Origin of the sequence: Collinsella sp. SGI.241 (assembly GCF_050312955.1) — a bacterium.
Classification (GTDB): domain Bacteria; phylum Actinomycetota; class Coriobacteriia; order Coriobacteriales; family Coriobacteriaceae; genus Collinsella.
The window spans coordinates 47,350-64,330 of the sequence record NZ_JBNPKM010000003.1 but is presented as its reverse complement, the minus strand read 5'-3'; the positions used below and the strand labels follow the sequence as shown (position 1 = coordinate 64,330).

Here is a 16,981-nt window from a genome sequence, read left to right as displayed (position 1 = left end):
TAAACGGTAGATAAAGGTGGTTACCTTATGAAGATACCAGTGTAGGAGACTTGCAGGTCAACTGAAAGAACTTTGCTAAATCGCTTTACCATAAGTGGCTAATTTGGGACGGGGCTTTTTAGCTACCCCGTCGGCAATCGGCCAAAAAGCTCGCGGCCTCAGCCGGGGTAGCTAAAAAAGCCCCGTCCCAAATTAGCTACTTTTGTTGAGCGCGGCGAGCGGCACGACGGGCTCGAGCTTCTTGGATTTCCTCCAAATGACCGATGATCTCGGATGCACTCTCCTCAATCGCTTTACCGTCGGTACGCACCACAAAGCAGCCTAGGCGCTTCATGAGGGCACGGGCTTCCTCAAGCTCGCTGCGCACACTCTCGGGCTCGGCATAGGAACCGGCGACGGCGCGGGCGTAGTCATCGCCCAAGCGGCTGTCGCGAATCTCAGAAATAACGTCAACGGTCGAAATCAGGCCGAACAGGCGCATCGGGTCGACCTCGTAAATCGACTTCGGCGGCTCCATGCCGTGCGCCAGCGGAACGTTTGCGACCTTGTAACCCTGATAGGCCAAATACATCGACAGCGGCGTTTTGGACGTACGCGACACGCCCAGCAGCACGATATCGGCCCCCGAAAGGTCGTCGCAACCGCGCCCGTCATCGTGCTCAACGAAATACTCCATAGCCTCAATGCGGTGGAAATAGCGGTCATCCGTTTTGTGAATAACGCCCGCAACGCCCTTGGGCGGCACACCGATGAGCGACGACAGCACGGCAAGGGTCGGACCGATCAGGTCGACAGAGCGAATATGCAGCATACCCAGGTAATCGAGCACGCGGGCGCGAAGCGCCGGATCGACGATAGTGTGGAACACGGCGATATCACGATGGTCCGCATCGACGCGCGGGCCCACAAACGACTTGACCTGCTCCACCGAGTTCACTTTGGGCAAGCGCAAGAGACGAAAAGCCCCTTCATCAAATTGCCCGGACGCCGCAAGCACCACCTCACAAGCGGTATCACCGAGCGAGTCGGAGATAACGATAACGGTGGGACGTGCGGTGACCGGGCAATCCATGCGGGGCTCCTTTTGCGCTTATGCGCAGGCTGGCTTACTTTTTGCGGGCAAGCTCACCGATGTTGGCGATGCCAGAGAAAACGGCCTCGAAGCGGTTGAGCAGCTTAAGGCGATTATCGCGGAGCTGCTCGTCCTTGTCCATGACCATAACCTCGTCGAAGAAGCGGTCGATGGGGGCACGCAGGGCGGCAAGGGCGGCAAATGCGGCCGGGTAATCCTCGGCAGCAAGGGCGCCATCGACAGCGGTCTGAGCAGCCTCGGAGGCATCGGCAAGCGCGAGCTCGGCCTCACCCATCAGGCTGCGATCGTACTCCATACCCAGCTCGGGCTTGGAGATGTGCGCGGCGCGGGCATAGGCAGTAGCCAGGTTGTCGAAGGTCTCGGCATCGTTCTTACGAGCCTCGTCGAGCGCGGCGCAGCGGGCGAAGAAGACGGACGGAGCGATGATGTGCACCGCGGAGACGGCGGCGACGGTATCCGCCGGAATCTTCTCGTCGCGGGCCATGCTCACCAGACGGCCGTGGAAGAAGTCACGGACCTGCTGGGCGACCTCGGCGGCGTCGAACTCGATACCCTGCTCGCTATAGAGCTCAAGGGCAAAGTCGATGAGCGTCGTGGGGTCGATCGGCAGACGATCGCGCAGGATGTTGATAATGCCGATAGCGGCGCGACGCAGCGCGTAGGGGTCGGAAGAGCCGGTCGGGGGCTCACCGATGGCAAAGATACCGGCAATGGTATCGAGCTTGTCGGCACAGGCCACGATGCAGCCAGCGGTGCCCTCGGGCAGCTCATCGCCGGCAAAGCGGGGACGATAGTGATCGCGAATGGCGTGGGCGACCTCGTCGTTCTCCCCCATCGCAGTTGCGTAATAGCCACCCATCACGCCCTGCTGGCTCGTAAACTCGACGACGGCGTTGGAAACCAGGTCGGCCTTGCACAGGTGCGCGGCGCGAGCGGCATCGGCAGCGAGGTGGGCGCCCAGATGGGCCTCGCGGGCAATAGCGAGCGCGAGCTGCTCAATGCGCTCGGACTTGGCGAGCACGCTGCCGAGCTTCTCCTGGAAGGCAACCTTGGCCAGACGCTCACGGAACTCGTCGAGGGAGATCTTCAGGTCCTCCTCGTAGAAGAACTTGGCATCGTCCAGACGGGCGCGCACGACGCGCTCGTTGCCGTCGATCACACGATCGGCATTCTCGGGCTTGCTGTTGGAGACGACCACGAACTCACGCGTGAGCTTGCCCTCGCCGTCATAGATCGGGAAGTAGCGCTGGTTGGTGAGCATGGACTCGCAGATGATCTCGTGCGGGACCTTGAGGAACTCCTCGTCGAAGGTACCGACGAGCACCGTCGGCCACTCGCAGAGGTTAATGACCTCCTCGAAAACCTTCTTGGGCGTGTCGACATGGCAGCCAGGGCGAGCGGCCTCGACCTCGGCAATACCGGCAAGGATGGCCTCACGACGACGCTCGGCAGAGAGCACGCCGGCGTCCTCGAGCACCTGCTCGTAGACGGCGGGACTGGCGACAACATGGTCACCGGCGCCCAGCACGCGATGTCCGCGCGTGGTATTGCCGCTCGTCACATCGGCAAAAGTCACGGGCACAACGTCCTCGCCCAGAAGGCAGCAGATCCAACGGACCGGACGCACAAACGTAGCGTGCTCGTGGCCCCAGCGCTGGCTGCGGTAGTTGGGCCACTGCAGGCCTGCGATCGTCTTCTCGCACAGGGCCGTCAGAATAGGGGTAGCCGGCGCGGAGGGAATGTTCTTCTCGGCGAATACGTACTCGCGGCCGTCGGTATCCTCACGACGGATCAGGTCCTCGGCAGCCACACCGCACTTGCGGGCGAAGCCCTGGGCGGCCTTGGTGGCGTTGCCGTCGGCATCGAAGGCAATGTTTGCCGCAGGGCCGCGCTTGACCTCGTGGACCTCATCGGTCGCGGTGGCGACGTTGGCCACGAGCGCAGCCAGACGACGCGGGCTCGAGATCACGCGGACCTCGCCATGGGCCAGGCCGGCCTCGTCGAGGCCCTTGGCGATCATATCGCCAAGCTGCTTGACGGCATTGTTCAGCGGTGCGGAGGGCATTTCCTCCGTACCGATCTCAAACAGGAAATCCTTAGCGTCTGCCATGGCTTACGCCACCTCGCCTTCCTGGTCGGCATTCTCGTTAACTCCGGCGACCTCGGCCATATAGGCCTCGCAGCACGCCTTGGCGACAGCGCGGACGCGCAGGATGTAGTTGGCGCGCTCGACTGCGGAAAGGGCGCCGCGGGCATCGAGCAGGTTGAAGGCATGGCTGCACTTCATGACGCAGTCGTATGCGGGCAGCGGCAGCTTGCGCTCCAGACAGGAGTGGCACTCGGCCTCGTAGTCGTCAAACTTCTGACGCATCATCTCGACGTTAGCGACCTCAAAATTGTAGGCGCTAAACTCGCGCTCGTTCTCCAGGAACACGTCACCGTAGGTCATGGGCGTGCCGTCGGGCAGGTAGCTCCACACCAGGTCATAGACGGAGTTGACGCCCTGGGCGTACATTGCGATGCGCTCCAGGCCGTAGGTGATCTCGACGGGCACGGGGTCGACCTCGATGCCGCCCACCTGCTGGAAGTACGTAAACTGTGTGACCTCCATGCCGTTGAGCCAGACCTCCCAGCCAAGGCCCCAGGCACCGAGCGTCGGGCTCTCCCAGTCGTCCTCGACAAAACGAACGTCATGGTCGTTGGGGTCCAGGCCAATGGCGGCAAGAGACCCCAGGTAAAGCTCCTGAGCATTGACCGGAGAGGGCTTAATGAGCACCTGGAACTGATAGTAGTGCTGCATGCGGTTGGGGTTCTCGCCGTAACGGCCGTCGGCGGGACGGCGGCAGGGCTGCGCATAGCAGGTGCGCCACTCGGCAGGACCGAGCGAGCGCAGCGTGGTCGCGGTATGGAAGGTACCGGCACCGACCTCGGAGTCATAGGGCTGCATAATGACGCAGCCCTGCTCGCCCCAGTACTGCTGGAGGCGCAGGATGATGTCTTGGAAGGAAAGCGATGAAGCGTTCATGCCTCTAATATCCCCTCGTCGAAACGATTACACGGTTAGGTACTGTACTATAGCGGTTTTTAGTCGATAGCGCCCAGACGGTTGAGCGGCCAGTAACGCACGAGCGCCACGGCGATCAGGTCCGAACGGTCGACCGGGCCAAAGTAGCGTGAGTCGGCTGAGTTCTCGCGGTTGTCGCCCATCACCCACACGCACCCGTCAGGGACGGTGTAGGGATAGCTCACCTGAGCACCAGGCGCCTGGACCGACAGTGGCCAGCTCATGCCCGTCGTATAGTCCTCGTCGAGCGCTTGGCCGTCAACGACCACCTTGCCGTCCTGCAGGTCGACCGTCTGGCCGGCCGTGGCAATAACACGCTTAACGAGTACATCGTGCTCAGAGGTGCCATCGGGGTTGTGGAACACCACAATATCGCCCTGTTTGACAGGCTGGCCGAGCTCAAGCGTCACCTTTTGCGCCAGGATCTGGTCGCCAATCTCAATCGTGGACTCCATGGAACCGGTGGGAACCACAAAGGGCTCGACCACAAAGGTGCGAATCAAGAAGGTGGCCACGAGCGCGATTGCGACGACCACGACCCACTCAAACGCGCCCTTTAGCATGGAATGCTGCGACGGAACCATTCTCACTCCTCGCTCTGCGAATACGAAGCGTCCAAAATCTCTTGCGCATACGCGCGTTCCTTAGGCGTAAGCCGCGCCGTCTCAATTAAGTCGGGACGCCAGCGACAGGTGCGCTCGATGGCATTCTTGCGACGCCAGGCATCGACCTTAGCATGATCGCCGCTCACAAGCACGGGAGGCACGCCCTCGCCGTTAAACTCGGCAGGACGGGTGTACTGCGCGTACTCGAGCAGCCCACCGTCCTCGGCGGTCGAGAATGATTCGTCAACGTTGCTCATCTCGTCACCAAGCGCGCCGGGAATCAGACGCACGACAGCGTCAGCAACGACCATAGCAGGCAGCTCGCCGCCCGTGAGCACATAGTCGCCGATCGACAGGCGCTCGTCGGCATAGGCATACGCGCGCTCATCGACACCCTCGTAACGGCTGCACACAAACAGCAGGCGCTCGCTTTGGAGCAGGCGCTCGGCTACATACTGCGTAAAAGGCTCACCGCAGGGCGTAAAGAACACCACGGTGGGCTTGGGGCCCTCAGAGCTGATGGCCTCGATTGCCTCAGCGATGGGCTCTACCTTCATGAGCATGCCCTGACCGCCGCCGTACGGCTCGTCATCGACGGTACGATGGCGATCGTGCGTCCAGTCGCGCAGGTTATACGCCTTAAAATCAAAAAGGCCGGCCTTGCGGGCACGGCCCAAAATCGATGTGGACATGACGGGTTCAAACATCTCGGGAAAGACCGAAAGGGTCTCGATCAGCATGTTGTCCTCCCTACTTGTCCATATCGATCAAGCCGTCCATAACGCGGACGGAAATTGTCCCCTGATCGGGAAGATCGAGCACAACTTGCTCGATCACGGGAATCAGCACCTCGCCGTACCGATTGCCCTCGACAACCCAAACGTCGTTAGCAGGCGTCGACATAATCTCAACGATCGTTCCGAGCGACCCAAAGCGCTCGTCAACCACCTCGCGACCCATAAGGTCGGTATAGGCGGCATCGAGTGAATCGAGCTCAAAGTCATCACGGTTCGTCAGAACGAAACAACCCGTGATGCCCTCGGCGGCCGTCAAGTCGTCAATGCCCTCAAACGAAACCAGATCGCCATCGCCCGTATCGGTAACGGATATAACCGTGCAAAAGCGGTCACGCTTGAGCGCCGGTGGCGTCAGGGCGACACGCATACCCGGCTCCAATACAGAAGGAAGCCCCCGCAGCGGCTGCGCGAGGACCTCCCCCTTCCTTCCATGCGGCTTAACCACACGGGCGATGTTTTTGTACTGGGACCTCAAGGTCCTAGCCCAGAACCTCTACCTCGACGGAAGTGTCGAGGCGAGCGGCCAGTGCACGGGCGAGCGTGCGAATGGCCTTGATGGTACGGCCGCGACGGCCAATGACCTTAGCTACGTCATCCTCGGCGACCGAAACCTCAATAGTTGAGGCATCGTCGCCATCGATAACTTCCAGGCTCACGGAATCCGGGTCGTCGACGATCTGAACAACGAGATATTCGACGAGATCGGCGATGCGATCTGAGAGCATTGCCTCACCCTCGAGCTGTGCAGCGTCAACCTCAGGCACGATTTACTCCTCGGCGCCCTCAGCGGCCTCAGCGGCCTCAGCGGCAGCCTTAGCGGCCTCGGCCTCTTTGGCGAGCTGCTTCTTGGACTTCTTGACGACGGTCTCAGTCTTCTCGCCCTCGTTGGCGGCCTTGACCAGGGCAGCGACAGCGTCGGTGAGCTGAGCGCCCTTGGACTGCCAGTCAGCAATCTTCTCGAGATCGAGGTTGATGGTCTTGGGGGCGGTCATCGGATTGTAGCGGCCAACCTCCTCGATGATACGACCGTCACGCGGGGCGCGGGAATCGGCGACGACGACACGGTAGTACGGACGCTTCTTAGCGCCGTGACGAGCAAGGCGAATCTTGACTGCCAAAGGAAACTCCTCCAACCAAGCAGCTTTAGGCTGCAACTACAAACAAACAGTTGAACATAATACGCCATCGACGCGGGCAGGTGAAGTCCGTGAGACCAACTTCTTCGGTGTAGTCGAAGGCAAATCCATATCTTAGACAAGAATTCGCGATTTGCAAGCACATCCACGCACCCCACATGAGCTGCGCGGTATACTCATGCCATGAAAAGATGCGAACATACATACGGTTATGAGGATACTGCGGGCGTCACGCCGCCGCCCTGGACGGGTCCGGCGGTGGGTCTGATGGATCTCGATGCATTTTTTGCGAGTGTGGAGATGCTCGATCATCCCGAGTGGCGCGGCAAGCCGCTTATCGTGGGCGGAGACGCCGAATCGCGCGGCGTCGTCTCCACCTGCTCATACGAAGCACGCCGCTTTGGCGTGCACTCCGCCATGCCCTCGGCCGAGGCGCGCCGCCTCTGTCCGCAGGCCATTTGGACACACGGGCATTTCGATCGCTACCACGAGGTCAGCGCACAGGTCATGAATATTCTTGCCGACGAGACACCACGCGTTGAGCGCGTGTCCATCGACGAGGCCTTTATCGACATCACGCCGGGCCGCTTTGCGCCCGAGGACCCACTGCTCGTCGTACGACGCATCAGCGATCGCGTGGCGGCACTGGGGGTGACCTGCTCCATCGGCGTCGGTTGCAACAAAACGGTGGCCAAGATTGCAAGCGAGCGAGACAAGCCGTTTGGGCTTACGGTCGTACGCCCGGGAACTGAGCAGCGTTTTCTGGCACCGTTACCTGTTTCTGCCATGAGCGGTATCGGGCGCTCGGCCGAGGAGCGGCTGCGCCGCATGCGGATTTACACGCTGGGCGAGCTGTCTCGCGCACCGGAATCCACACTGTCTGCGATTTTTGGCGTTAACGGCGAGCGCATGCGCCAGCGTGCGTTGGGGCTCGAGGTTTCCGAAGTCACGAGCCTCGATGAAGAGCGTGAGGTCAAGTCGGTAAGCAATGAGCGCACCTTTGCGAAAGATTTGACCGAGCGCGGGGACATCGAAGCGGCGATTGCACTATTGGGCGAATCCGTCGGACGTCGCCTGCGCCGCCAGGGGCTTACCGGCACCACGGTGACGCTCAAACTTAAGTACTCGTACGGCAGCGGTCGCTCGGCACAGCGACGACTCCCCCATCCCACCGACGACGAGAACATCTTTGTGGCGGTAGCGATCGAGTTGCTCGACAACATCTGGCAGGAAGGAATGCATGTACGCCTTGCCGGCATAGGCATGAGTGACTTCAATCATCAAGGCGGCATACAGACCGACCTGTTTTGCGAAGTCGACGACCGCGGAGCCCAATCCAGCGACCGCCGTGACCTCTCCGTCGCCATCGACGCAGTCCGAGACAAGTTCGGCGACACCGCCCTATCCTTCGGCCGCCAATCACGCTTCTCCTCCCACTAAGTAGTCAATTTGGGACGGGGCTTTTTTAGCTACCCTTCAGCTGGCAGCGAATCACCCGGGGCCGGAATAAAACTCAACGATTTGTAGGGTTAGCTAAAATAGCCCCGTCCCAAATTAGCTACCCAATCCATACCTGACGCGGTCGCAACACAGACCTCGTCCAAAATGAGCTATTTTTTGACTTTGACCTTTTGTATGGTGCAGTGTCCAATGCCCGTAAGACGGACGATCTGTTTAATCGAAAAGCCCTCGCTCTTCAAAGTACGAATGCAGGCATCGCGCGCCCCCTTTGGCAAAGCCTTAAGGTGATGAGGCTCGTACGGCTTAAGAAGCGCCTGCGCAAACTCCAGCGCATCTGTGTCGCTCACATGAGCGCCGTCACGGAAGCAATAGCGATTGGGCTCACCCGAGGTGCTGAAGGCAAAAAATCTCTGAGAGTCACCAAGCAACCCAAGAACGCAATCCGTTTTGCAGATACCCGGATATCCCATATACTCGCGAAAGCTGCTCCATCGATACAGCGAAGCGGTCCCAATCCTCGCCTTCGCGGGATTGTCGTGAATGTATCTCACGCAGTTGAGCAGCTGATCATCATCGAGGATCGGCACACTCTTAAATCGATCCTGGAAAACAGGCCCCTTCCTGCCTGTCTTTGAGTTGAAATACATGGCATACGCCGTCGTAATCGAATGCATGCAATCGCTCAGATGAACATGCTCGTCGTCAAGCAGAAGATGAATATGGTTATCCATAAGGCACCACGCGATGACATCCACTTTAAACTTCTGGCATTTCGAAGCAATCAGCCGAATCAGATAGAGCCGATCTTCGTCATCCTCAAATATGAGTTGGTCGGCACATCCCTTTTGGACGACATGGTAAAAACCATATACAGAGATTTCTCGCGCAGTCCGAGTCATACGCATCCCCTCCTCTACAGATAACAATTACGTTACCCGAGCCAGAGTAGAAAAAAACGTACTGGGAGCTATAAATCGCGATGTTCGGCGAACGGTAGGTAGTAGCTAAAAAAGCCCCGTCCCAAATGAGCTACTTTTGGGCAAAAAGAAAGCCGGGCGGCCGCGGAAAAACGCGACTGCCCGGCGAAATACTTGAGGGTAGCTAAAAAAGCCCCGTCCCAAATGAGCTACTAGAGGAGGTCAAGGGAGAGCTGGGGAGCATCGCCCCAGAGCTTTTCGAGACGGTAGAACTCACGCGCCTCGGGAGTGAAGACGTGGACGACAACCGAACCGTAGTCCATGAGCATCCAGGTCTTCTGCTCGCGGCCCTCAATGGAAAACGGGTGTTCGCCGCAAGCCTCGGCGACTTTCTCCTCAATCTCGTCGACGATGGAATCAACCTGGCGGTTGTTGGTGCCGGTAGCAAGGACAAAGTAGTCGCAAACATCGGAAAGCTCAGTCAGGTCGAGCACCTGAACGTCCTCGCCTTTCTTGTCGTAGGCGGCCTGCGCGGCAGCGCGGGCGACATCCTCGGCGGCGACACCGCTGGCGGAGAGCGTCGCGGCGGTGCGGTCGGACGTGGCCACGAAACTCTTGTGCTCCTCACCTTCAAGAATCTGCTCGTCGGTCATGGTCTCATCGGCCATGGAATACCTCTTTCTAGACAGCCCAAGCTAGCGCAGCTGGGCGTAATGGTTGTAAATCGTAATAGCCGTGGGATAAAGATAGCGCCCGGACTGGATCACATAGACCAGACCCTGCGCAAAACAGGAGAAGAACAACTCGTCGAGCGAGGACTTCCCCACCATCTTGCGCAGCGCATGGGCATAATCGCCGTGGCGGTTGGGTTCGATGGCATCGGCCACAAAGACCACCATATCGAGTGGCGTCATGTCGCAAGCGCCCACGGTGTGACGGTCGACAGCCTGAAAGACCGCCGGCGACAGCTCGGGAAAAAGCTGCGGAAGCTCATAGGCGGCAACCGGGCCATGCAAAAGCGGCGTCGCGGCAGACGGAGAGCCGGCAATCTTAATGCCATAATGCAGAGCGCGCGTGACCAGCTCGTCGTCGGAGAGCACTTTGTCCCAGTCATGGATCAGGCCGGCGGCAGCGGCATCAAAGCGGTCGACGCCGTATACCTCGGCTAGGTGCAGCGCCGTCTCGGCAACCCCGAGCGAATGCACGTAGCGCTTACGCTTATCCTTCATGCGCACATCGAGCAACTCGTGGATACGCGTCAAGAGCGCGCGCTCGTCGCCCTCAAACTGATCTTCTACCGACAACGTTTCCCCCCGTCAATCAAAATCGTCTTGCCCAAGATCGGCATACAGGCCGCGTTTACGGATATAGCCGAGCACGGACTCGCTCGTAAGATAGCGCACGCTCATGCCGCGGGCAACCCGCTTGCGAATGTTGGTCGAGCTAATCGCCAGCGCCGGAATCTGAATATAGCGCACATCGAAGGGCAGCCCCGATTCCTTAATCCTCGACCGGGCCGTATCGATGTCAAAGCCGGGGCGTGTCGCAGCGATAAAGGTTGCCAGTTCGGCAATCTCATGAGCATTGTGCCAAGTCACAATATCGATAATCGCATCGGCGCCCGTAATAAAGTAAAGCTTCACCTGTGGCGGGTAAAACTCGCGAAGGGCACGCAGCGTATCGGCTGTATAGGTGACACCGGCACGATCGATCTCGAAGCGGCTTGCCAAAAAGGCCGGGTTCGCGGCAGTCGCGAGGACCGTCATGGCATAACGGTCCTCAGCAGGCGTCACCGGTTTGTCGAGCTTAAAGGCAGGAGAGCCGGCCGGCATAAAAAGCACAGCGTCCAAGTCGAGCGACTCGCGAGCCTGCTCGGCAGTCACCAAGTGCCCGTAATGAATCGGGTCAAAGGTGCCGCCCATAATGCCAAGCCGAAACTCGTGCCCATCCTTGATGGGCAGCTCTGGCAATCCGACTCCACCGCGCAGCGACATGGCTTACTCGTCCTCCGGGGTCTCAACAACGTCGACATCGGTAGCGCCTTCGGAGCCCTCGGCGACATGAGCCACGTCCGCACCCTCGGCCGCTACGTCAATAACCTCAACGCCTGCATCCTCGAGCTCCTCCTCGAACTCCGAGAAGTCCTCGGCGCCCTCAAAGTCAAAGGCGCGCTGGCAAATGCGAACCTCGTCGCCCGCACGGCAGCCGGCCTTCTCGAGCGCGTCGTCGACACCCATGCGCGCAAACTTATGCTGCAGGTAGATGACAGCTTCCTCGTTTTCCCAGTCGGTCTGGATAACCATGCGCTCGATCGCGCGACCAACCACGCGGAAAGCACCGGGCTCTTCCTCAACAATGCGGAAGCGCTTCTCGCGCTGCAGACGGCGACGCTCCCACTCCTCGTCGCGCAAATCGACCGGCTCATCGGAAACCGCAAGCTCCGCGCGAAGCTTAGCCACCTGCTCGCCCACGGCAAGCATCAGCGTGTTGAGGCCGGCACCCGTCACGGCTGAAACGGCAAAAAACATATGGCCGTCGTCGAGCGCCGCGCGCTTAAGGTCGGCAATCTTGTCGGCCGTACCCGGCGCATCGCACTTGTTGGCGACAACGATCTGCGGGCGTTCCGAGAGCTCGGCACCATACTGCTCGAGTTCGCGGTTAATGATGCGATAGTCCTCAACCGGATCGCGATCCTCAAAACCGCCCGTCATATCGACAACGTGCATAATCAAAGCAGTGCGCTCAATATGGCGCAGGAACTGGTGACCCAAGCCCTTGCCTTCACTCGCACCCTCGATGAGACCGGGGACGTCGGCAACGACGTAAGAATATTCACCGGCACGCACCATGCCCAGATTGGGCACGAGCGTGGTAAACGGGTAGTCGGCGATCTTGGGACGGGCGGCGCTCATACGCGCGATGAGCGAGGACTTGCCCACCGAGGGAAAGCCCACGAGCGCGGCATCGGCCATAAGTTTCATCTCGAGCTCGATCAAGTGCTCCTCGGCAGGCTCACCCAGCTGGGCAAACGCGGGCGCGCGGCGCACCGACGTCACAAAGTGGGTGTTGCCCAGACCGCCGGCCCCACCGGGCGCCACGACAACGCGCTCGCCATCGTGCACCAGGTCGGCAATCTCGAACATCGGGGTCTGCGTCTCGGGATCGAGCTCGCGGACCACGGTGCCCATGGGAACTTTCAAAATCAGGTCCTCGCCGCTCTTGCCATTGCGACGGGCGCCCTGGCCGTGCGTGCCGCGCTCGGCACGGAAGTGATGCTTAAAGCGGTAATCGATCAGCGAAGACAGCTGAGCATCGGCCTGGATGACGACATTGCCGCCACGGCCGCCGTCGCCGCCATCGGGGCCGCCCTTGGGAACAAATGCCTCGCGCCTAAACGACATGCATCCGGCTCCGCCGTCGCCGCCGCAAACGTTAATGCGGCTGATATCGGTGAACTGTGACAACAGAATCGCCTCCAACAAAAAAGAGGGAGACCCTTGAATCCTAAAACTCAAGTGCCTCCCACATATGTGCTCTATGAAGGGTGAATTACGCGTTCGCGAGCGGGCGTACGCTGACCCTGTGCTTGATACCCTTGTGGAACTCAACGGTACCGTCGACCAGCGCGAACAGCGTGTCGTCCTTGCCACGGCCAACGTTCGCACCCGGGTGGATGTGCGTGCCATGCTGACGGACGAGAATCGTGCCCGTGGTTACCGTCTGGCCGGCGAAGCGCTTCGTGCCAAGGCGCTGACCGCGGGAGTCACGGCCATTACGGGAGGAACCGAGTCCTTTTTTGTGTGCCATTGTGTATACCTACTCTTTCGTTACGAGTGTAATCTACTCGGCGACGGGAGCCTCGGCAACAGCCTCAGCCTCTGCCTTGACAGCCTTCTTGGCGCGGGAGGTAGCCTGAACCTTCACGATCTTCAGCTTGGTGAGCTGCTGACGGTGACCCTTCAGACGACGATAGCGCTTACGCTTGTGGAACTTGAAGACCAGCTGCTTCTCGCCCTTGAACTGCTCAACGATCTGAGCGGTAACCTTGGCCTTGGCCAGCTTGTCGGGATCGGTGACGATCTTCTTACCATCGTTGAGGAAGATGACCGGCAGGGTGACCTTGTCGCCCTCATTGCCCTCGATCTTCTCGACGGTGATGACATCGTCGGTGGCGACCTTGTACTGCTTGCCGCCCGTGTTAACGATTGCGTACATGTTTACTTGCCCTTCATGCATCAGTTAGTGCAACAGCCGAATATAGTAGCAGGCGATAATACCCCCGTCAACGAGTATGTGGAGCAAATCCACAAGTTCGCACAGGTATGGGGCTGACGAGTCGGCCCTCGTCGTCTTCGCATGCTTGATTCTGACGCTCGACATCGTAGGAGCAGATGGTCACGAGGTCTTGCATACCGGTGGAAACAATAGGTGCATCGACGCCCGGGGTCAAGCCCTGCAACAAAACATCAGCAGCAGAAAGCAAAATTTCCGGACGCATGGAGCCCTCGTTGTCGGCATGGGTGTCGAGTATGAGCACCAGATGGTCCGGGCGCTCCCCCGCCTTAAGCTCGTAGCCCACGAGCGTATGGTCCAAGTCCAGGCGCTTGCTCTTTTTGCCGCGCGCATAGTCGATGCCGTGGCCCGCACGCAACGTGTCGATTGCGCGACGCACCTCGTCGAAAGCGACCGGCGCCTCAGGGTCCAGATGCAGGTCGATACGGTACGACAGGCGCGTGAGCTGGGCCGTGAGCGCCGGCGTGCGCACGTCGATGTAGGCGGCCTCGATGGGCGCCAAATCGGCCGGAGATGCCGCGGCCAGGCGCCCAAAGGCCTCGTCGAGCGCGACGAACTCGGTCATAAACAGGTCATACCATTCGCAGGTCGACGACGTGCCCACGGGCAGCGCCGACGAAAAGCCCACGCGCATGTGCGGAGAGAAGCCCTGCGTCACGGCATAAGGCAGACCCGCGCGACGCACGATACGCTCAATGGTATGGATTAGTTCCAAATGGCCCAGGTACTTAAGGCGGTCGCGCTTGCCGTAGCGAACGCGAAGCCTAAAGAGCGTGGGGTTGTCGGTCAAGCGCTCACTCATGCGCGATCACCCACCAATACGTTCTTGGCGTGGAGCGTGGGGCAGATTCCGCAGCCGGTGCACGACGTGCGGGTGCAGTCGGGCGTCGTGACGCCCTCCAGCGAGCGGCGGTATTCGCGCTCGAGGAAGCCGCGCGAGCAACCGGGACTCACGTGCTCCCAGGGCAGGTGCCAGTCCAGCTCATAGGGCAGGTGCACGAGCTCGTTGAGGTCGATGCCGTTTTTGGCCGCGGCCTCTTTCCAGTTATCGAGCGAGAAATGCTCCACCCAGGCGTCAAAACGCGAACCGGCACGCCAGGCATCGATGATGACAGGCGTCATGTCGCGGCCTGCACGAGACAGCGCCGCCTCGATAAGCGAGGTCTCGGCATCGTGGTAGTGCACGCGGACCGCACGGTTGCGAACGCTCGTAATGAGGAGCTTCTGGCGGCGTTTGACGTCGTCGTAATCGAGCTGCGGGCACCATTGGAAAGGCGTGGCGGCCTTGGGAATAAACACCGACACCGAGATGGACACCGAGATGGAGCCGCGGCGCGCCTTGGGTACCACGGAGCGGCCGAGCTCCAGCACGTGATCGGCCAGGTTGGCGATGGCCACGATATCCTCATCGCGCTCACCGGGAAGACCCATCATAAAGTAGAGCTTCATGCGGTTCCAGCCGGCCTCGAAGGCCGCCTTGGCCGCGCGGTCCACGTCCTCCTCGGTCACATTCTTGTTGATGATGTCGCGCATGCGCTGGCTACCGGCCTCGGGGGCAAACGTCAGGCCGCCCTTCTTTTCTCCGGCGACCGACTCGGCCATATCCACGCCAAACGAATCCAGGCGCTGCGAGGGAATGGACACGCGAATGCCCGTATCTTCCAGGCGGCGGTTAAGGCGACCGAGCACATCGCGGATGCAGGAGTGGTCGGTGGTCGAAAGCGACGTGAGCGACACCTCGTCATAGCCGGTCTTTTCCAGGCCCTGGATCACCGAGGACACAATCTGGTCGGCCGAGCGCTCGCGCACCGGGCGATACGTCATGCCGGCCTGGCAAAAACGGCAACCGCGAGCGCAGCCGCGCAGGATCTCGATAGACAGGCGATCGTGAACGAGCTGCGCATAGGGCACGCACGACTGCGACAATGGATTGGTAGCGCCAAAGTCCTCGACGACGCGCTTGTAGACCACCGGCGGGACGTCTTTGCCCTCACGCGGCACGGTATAGCCGTGCGGTGAGCAGGGTTCGTCATAGCGCACCTCGTACAGCGACGGCACGTAGGTACCGGAGACGGTCGCGAGCCGCTCGACAATCTGGGCGCGCGGGACGCCCTCGTCACGCAGGCGGCGATGCAGGTGGCAGATCTCGAGCAGCGACTCCTCACCCTCGCCAATCAGGATGGCATCGAAGAAGGCCGCATACGGCTCGGGGTTATAAACCGAAGGTCCGCCGGCGACGACGATGGGATCGTCCTCGGTGCGGTCGGCCGCCAGCAGCGGAATGCCGGCGAGGTCGAGCGCCTCGAGAAAGTTTGTCACGGCCATCTCGTGCGGCACGTGCATACCGACGATATCAAACGAGGCCACGGGCGCTGCGCCCTCGAGCGACAGCAGCGGGATACCGGCCTCGCGCATGGCATCGCCCATATCGGGCCACGGCACATAACCGCGCTCACAGGAGATGCCCTCGGCCTGGTTAAGGATGTTGTACAGGATGGCGATACCCTGGTTGGGCAGGCCGACCTCGTACACGTCCGGGTAAATCATGCAGCAACGATAGTCGGCATCGGCCTTGGAGAGCGTACCCCACTCGTGGTCGATATAGCGACTCGGCTTTTCGACCTTCGCGAGCAGCGGCTCAATCAAATGAAAACAGTCTTGGTATGGAACGCGCAAAAGAAACCCCTAAGCAGCGAGATCGGATGCATCCTCAAAAGGATTCATGGGACGGGTAGCGCCGGCAACCGTGGTCACCAGGTCGCGGACGCGCGAGAACGTGGCGGCAACCACCTCGTTGGCACGGCTGTAGTCGATATCGCGCTCGTAGAGAGACACGAGCGCACGACCCATGCCATAGGTGCCGAGGGCGGCGGAGAGTGCCTTGACGGCAAAGCCGATATGCGGCGTCTGCTTCACCAGGGCGCGAGTGACGGCGCGCATTACCAAGCCGCCGGCAAGCACGCCCGCGACCTCGTAGCCGCGCTCGGGCTTAATGCCGCGTCCAAAGATGGCGGCAAGCTCAAAGAGCATGCCAACCTGCGCCAGCGCCATAACGGGATAATCGGCCCCCGGCAAAAACACCAGCGCGCCCGTCGCCATATTGGTAAGCGCGCACGAGGTGATGATGCGGTTGGCGGCGGCGATGCGCATAAAGGCAAAGTTCGCCGCAAAGGCCGTCTCCTTTTCCGTACGGTCCAGGATCCAGCGGGCGAGTGTCTCGAGCAGATACGTCTTATCGGTGGCCGCTACCACGCCGAGCATGGGCGTGGACTCCTGAATAAAAGGCACCTCGACAGCGGACTCGGCCAGCACGCACACGGGCGCGCCGGCAATGACGAGCTCCTGCACGGCGCTCTCAAGGCGGTCGGAACCGCACGAAAGCACCAGCACCACGTCGGTATCGGTCTTGGGGACGATACGCTCCTCACCCAGGCGCTCAACGCGGACAATACCCGAGGTCGTCTGCGGCACAAAGGCATCGCGCACCGTCTCGACCAAAAAACGCGAGGCGGTCGAATCCAGGTAGACCGAAACGCGCACCGGCGTATCGGAATCCCTCTTGGTGGTCGCGCCCATTTTAAAAGCGCGGGTCAGCTTTTCCACGGGAATCTTCAT

Annotated in this window: 19 protein-coding genes; 1 reads left to right on the top strand and 18 read right to left on the bottom strand. The window is 60.4% G+C overall.

What is annotated here, in order from left to right; genetic code table 11:
- Positions 1-196: 196 nt before the first annotated feature.
- The 8 genes from ACQQ92_RS02120 to rpsP are packed head-to-tail and all read right to left on the bottom strand — an operon-like array spanning position 197 to position 6,677.
- On the bottom strand, positions 197-1,072 hold the full coding sequence (locus ACQQ92_RS02120) for a pyruvate, water dikinase regulatory protein (protein WP_154516238.1): 876 nt from the start codon (positions 1,070-1,072) through the stop codon (positions 197-199).
- Between the two features lie 34 nt (positions 1,073-1,106).
- Positions 1,107-3,203: a glycine--tRNA ligase subunit beta gene (gene glyS / locus ACQQ92_RS02115; RefSeq protein WP_427795663.1), complete on the bottom strand. Its 2,097-nt coding sequence runs from the start codon at positions 3,201-3,203 to the stop codon at positions 1,107-1,109.
- Positions 3,204-3,206: 3 nt separating this feature from the next.
- Entirely contained in the window at positions 3,207-4,118 is a 912-nt protein-coding gene (locus ACQQ92_RS02110) for a glycine--tRNA ligase subunit alpha (protein ID WP_006236091.1), read from the bottom strand.
- A gap of 59 nt (positions 4,119-4,177) precedes the next feature.
- Positions 4,178-4,741, bottom strand: coding sequence for a signal peptidase I (gene lepB, locus ACQQ92_RS02105; protein ID WP_427795662.1), 564 nt, complete (start codon positions 4,739-4,741; stop codon positions 4,178-4,180).
- A 2-nt stretch (positions 4,742-4,743) separates the two neighbouring features.
- Positions 4,744-5,502, bottom strand: a complete 759-nt coding sequence (gene trmD / locus ACQQ92_RS02100) for a tRNA (guanosine(37)-N1)-methyltransferase TrmD (RefSeq protein WP_427795661.1) — start codon at positions 5,500-5,502, stop codon at positions 4,744-4,746.
- 10 nt (positions 5,503-5,512) lie between these two features.
- Positions 5,513-6,004 (bottom strand): ribosome maturation factor RimM, encoded by a 492-nt coding sequence (rimM, locus tag ACQQ92_RS02095; protein ID WP_427795660.1) that lies wholly within the window; start codon positions 6,002-6,004, stop codon positions 5,513-5,515.
- A gap of 34 nt (positions 6,005-6,038) precedes the next feature.
- Positions 6,039-6,284 (bottom strand): KH domain-containing protein, encoded by a 246-nt coding sequence (locus ACQQ92_RS02090; RefSeq protein ID WP_154516529.1) that lies wholly within the window; start codon positions 6,282-6,284, stop codon positions 6,039-6,041.
- A 42-nt stretch (positions 6,285-6,326) separates the two neighbouring features.
- Positions 6,327-6,677: a 30S ribosomal protein S16 gene (rpsP, locus tag ACQQ92_RS02085; RefSeq protein ID WP_427717582.1), complete on the bottom strand. Its 351-nt coding sequence runs from the start codon at positions 6,675-6,677 to the stop codon at positions 6,327-6,329.
- Positions 6,678-6,878: 201 nt separating this feature from the next.
- On the opposite strand from rpsP, the gene dinB reads away from it, so the two are divergent.
- Complete coding sequence (gene dinB, locus ACQQ92_RS02080) at positions 6,879-8,135, top strand: DNA polymerase IV (protein ID WP_427794791.1); 1,257 nt, start codon at positions 6,879-6,881, stop codon at positions 8,133-8,135.
- Positions 8,136-8,305: 170 nt separating this feature from the next.
- Here dinB and ACQQ92_RS02075 read toward each other — a convergent pair whose 3' ends face one another.
- From ACQQ92_RS02075 to ACQQ92_RS02030, 10 genes are all read right to left on the bottom strand, one after another.
- A complete protein-coding gene (locus ACQQ92_RS02075; RefSeq protein ID WP_195838550.1) occupies positions 8,306-9,055 on the bottom strand; it encodes a transposase in 750 nt (249 codons plus the stop codon).
- Positions 9,056-9,285: 230 nt separating this feature from the next.
- Positions 9,286-9,741 carry a ribosome silencing factor gene (rsfS, locus tag ACQQ92_RS02070; RefSeq protein WP_427718691.1) on the bottom strand — a complete coding sequence of 152 codons (456 nt, stop codon included), beginning with the start codon at positions 9,739-9,741 and terminating at the stop codon, positions 9,286-9,288.
- 27 nt (positions 9,742-9,768) lie between these two features.
- Positions 9,769-10,302 (bottom strand): bis(5'-nucleosyl)-tetraphosphatase (symmetrical) YqeK, encoded by a 534-nt coding sequence (yqeK, locus tag ACQQ92_RS02065; protein WP_427718844.1) that lies wholly within the window; start codon positions 10,300-10,302, stop codon positions 9,769-9,771.
- Positions 10,303-10,389: 87 nt separating this feature from the next.
- Entirely contained in the window at positions 10,390-11,067 is a 678-nt protein-coding gene (nadD, locus tag ACQQ92_RS02060) for a nicotinate-nucleotide adenylyltransferase (RefSeq protein WP_427795659.1), read from the bottom strand.
- Positions 11,068-11,070: 3 nt separating this feature from the next.
- Positions 11,071-12,537, bottom strand: a complete 1,467-nt coding sequence (gene obgE, locus ACQQ92_RS02055) for a GTPase ObgE (protein WP_427795658.1) — start codon at positions 12,535-12,537, stop codon at positions 11,071-11,073.
- Positions 12,538-12,622: 85 nt separating this feature from the next.
- The gene (gene rpmA / locus ACQQ92_RS02050; protein WP_154516202.1) at positions 12,623-12,880 is read right to left on the bottom strand and encodes a 50S ribosomal protein L27; all 258 of its coding nucleotides are present in this window, start codon (positions 12,878-12,880) and stop codon (positions 12,623-12,625) included.
- A gap of 33 nt (positions 12,881-12,913) precedes the next feature.
- Positions 12,914-13,288 (bottom strand): 50S ribosomal protein L21, encoded by a 375-nt coding sequence (gene rplU / locus ACQQ92_RS02045; RefSeq protein ID WP_035138585.1) that lies wholly within the window; start codon positions 13,286-13,288, stop codon positions 12,914-12,916.
- A gap of 67 nt (positions 13,289-13,355) precedes the next feature.
- Positions 13,356-14,168 carry a TIGR03936 family radical SAM-associated protein gene (locus ACQQ92_RS02040; RefSeq protein ID WP_427748093.1) on the bottom strand — a complete coding sequence of 271 codons (813 nt, stop codon included), beginning with the start codon at positions 14,166-14,168 and terminating at the stop codon, positions 13,356-13,358.
- Positions 14,165-16,042 (bottom strand): TIGR03960 family B12-binding radical SAM protein, encoded by a 1,878-nt coding sequence (locus ACQQ92_RS02035; RefSeq protein WP_427795657.1) that lies wholly within the window; start codon positions 16,040-16,042, stop codon positions 14,165-14,167. The genes ACQQ92_RS02040 and ACQQ92_RS02035 overlap by 4 nt, the downstream gene beginning before the upstream one ends.
- 9 nt (positions 16,043-16,051) lie before the next feature.
- The gene (locus ACQQ92_RS02030) at positions 16,052-16,981 is read right to left on the bottom strand and encodes a YcjF family protein (RefSeq protein WP_427795656.1); all 930 of its coding nucleotides are present in this window, start codon (positions 16,979-16,981) and stop codon (positions 16,052-16,054) included.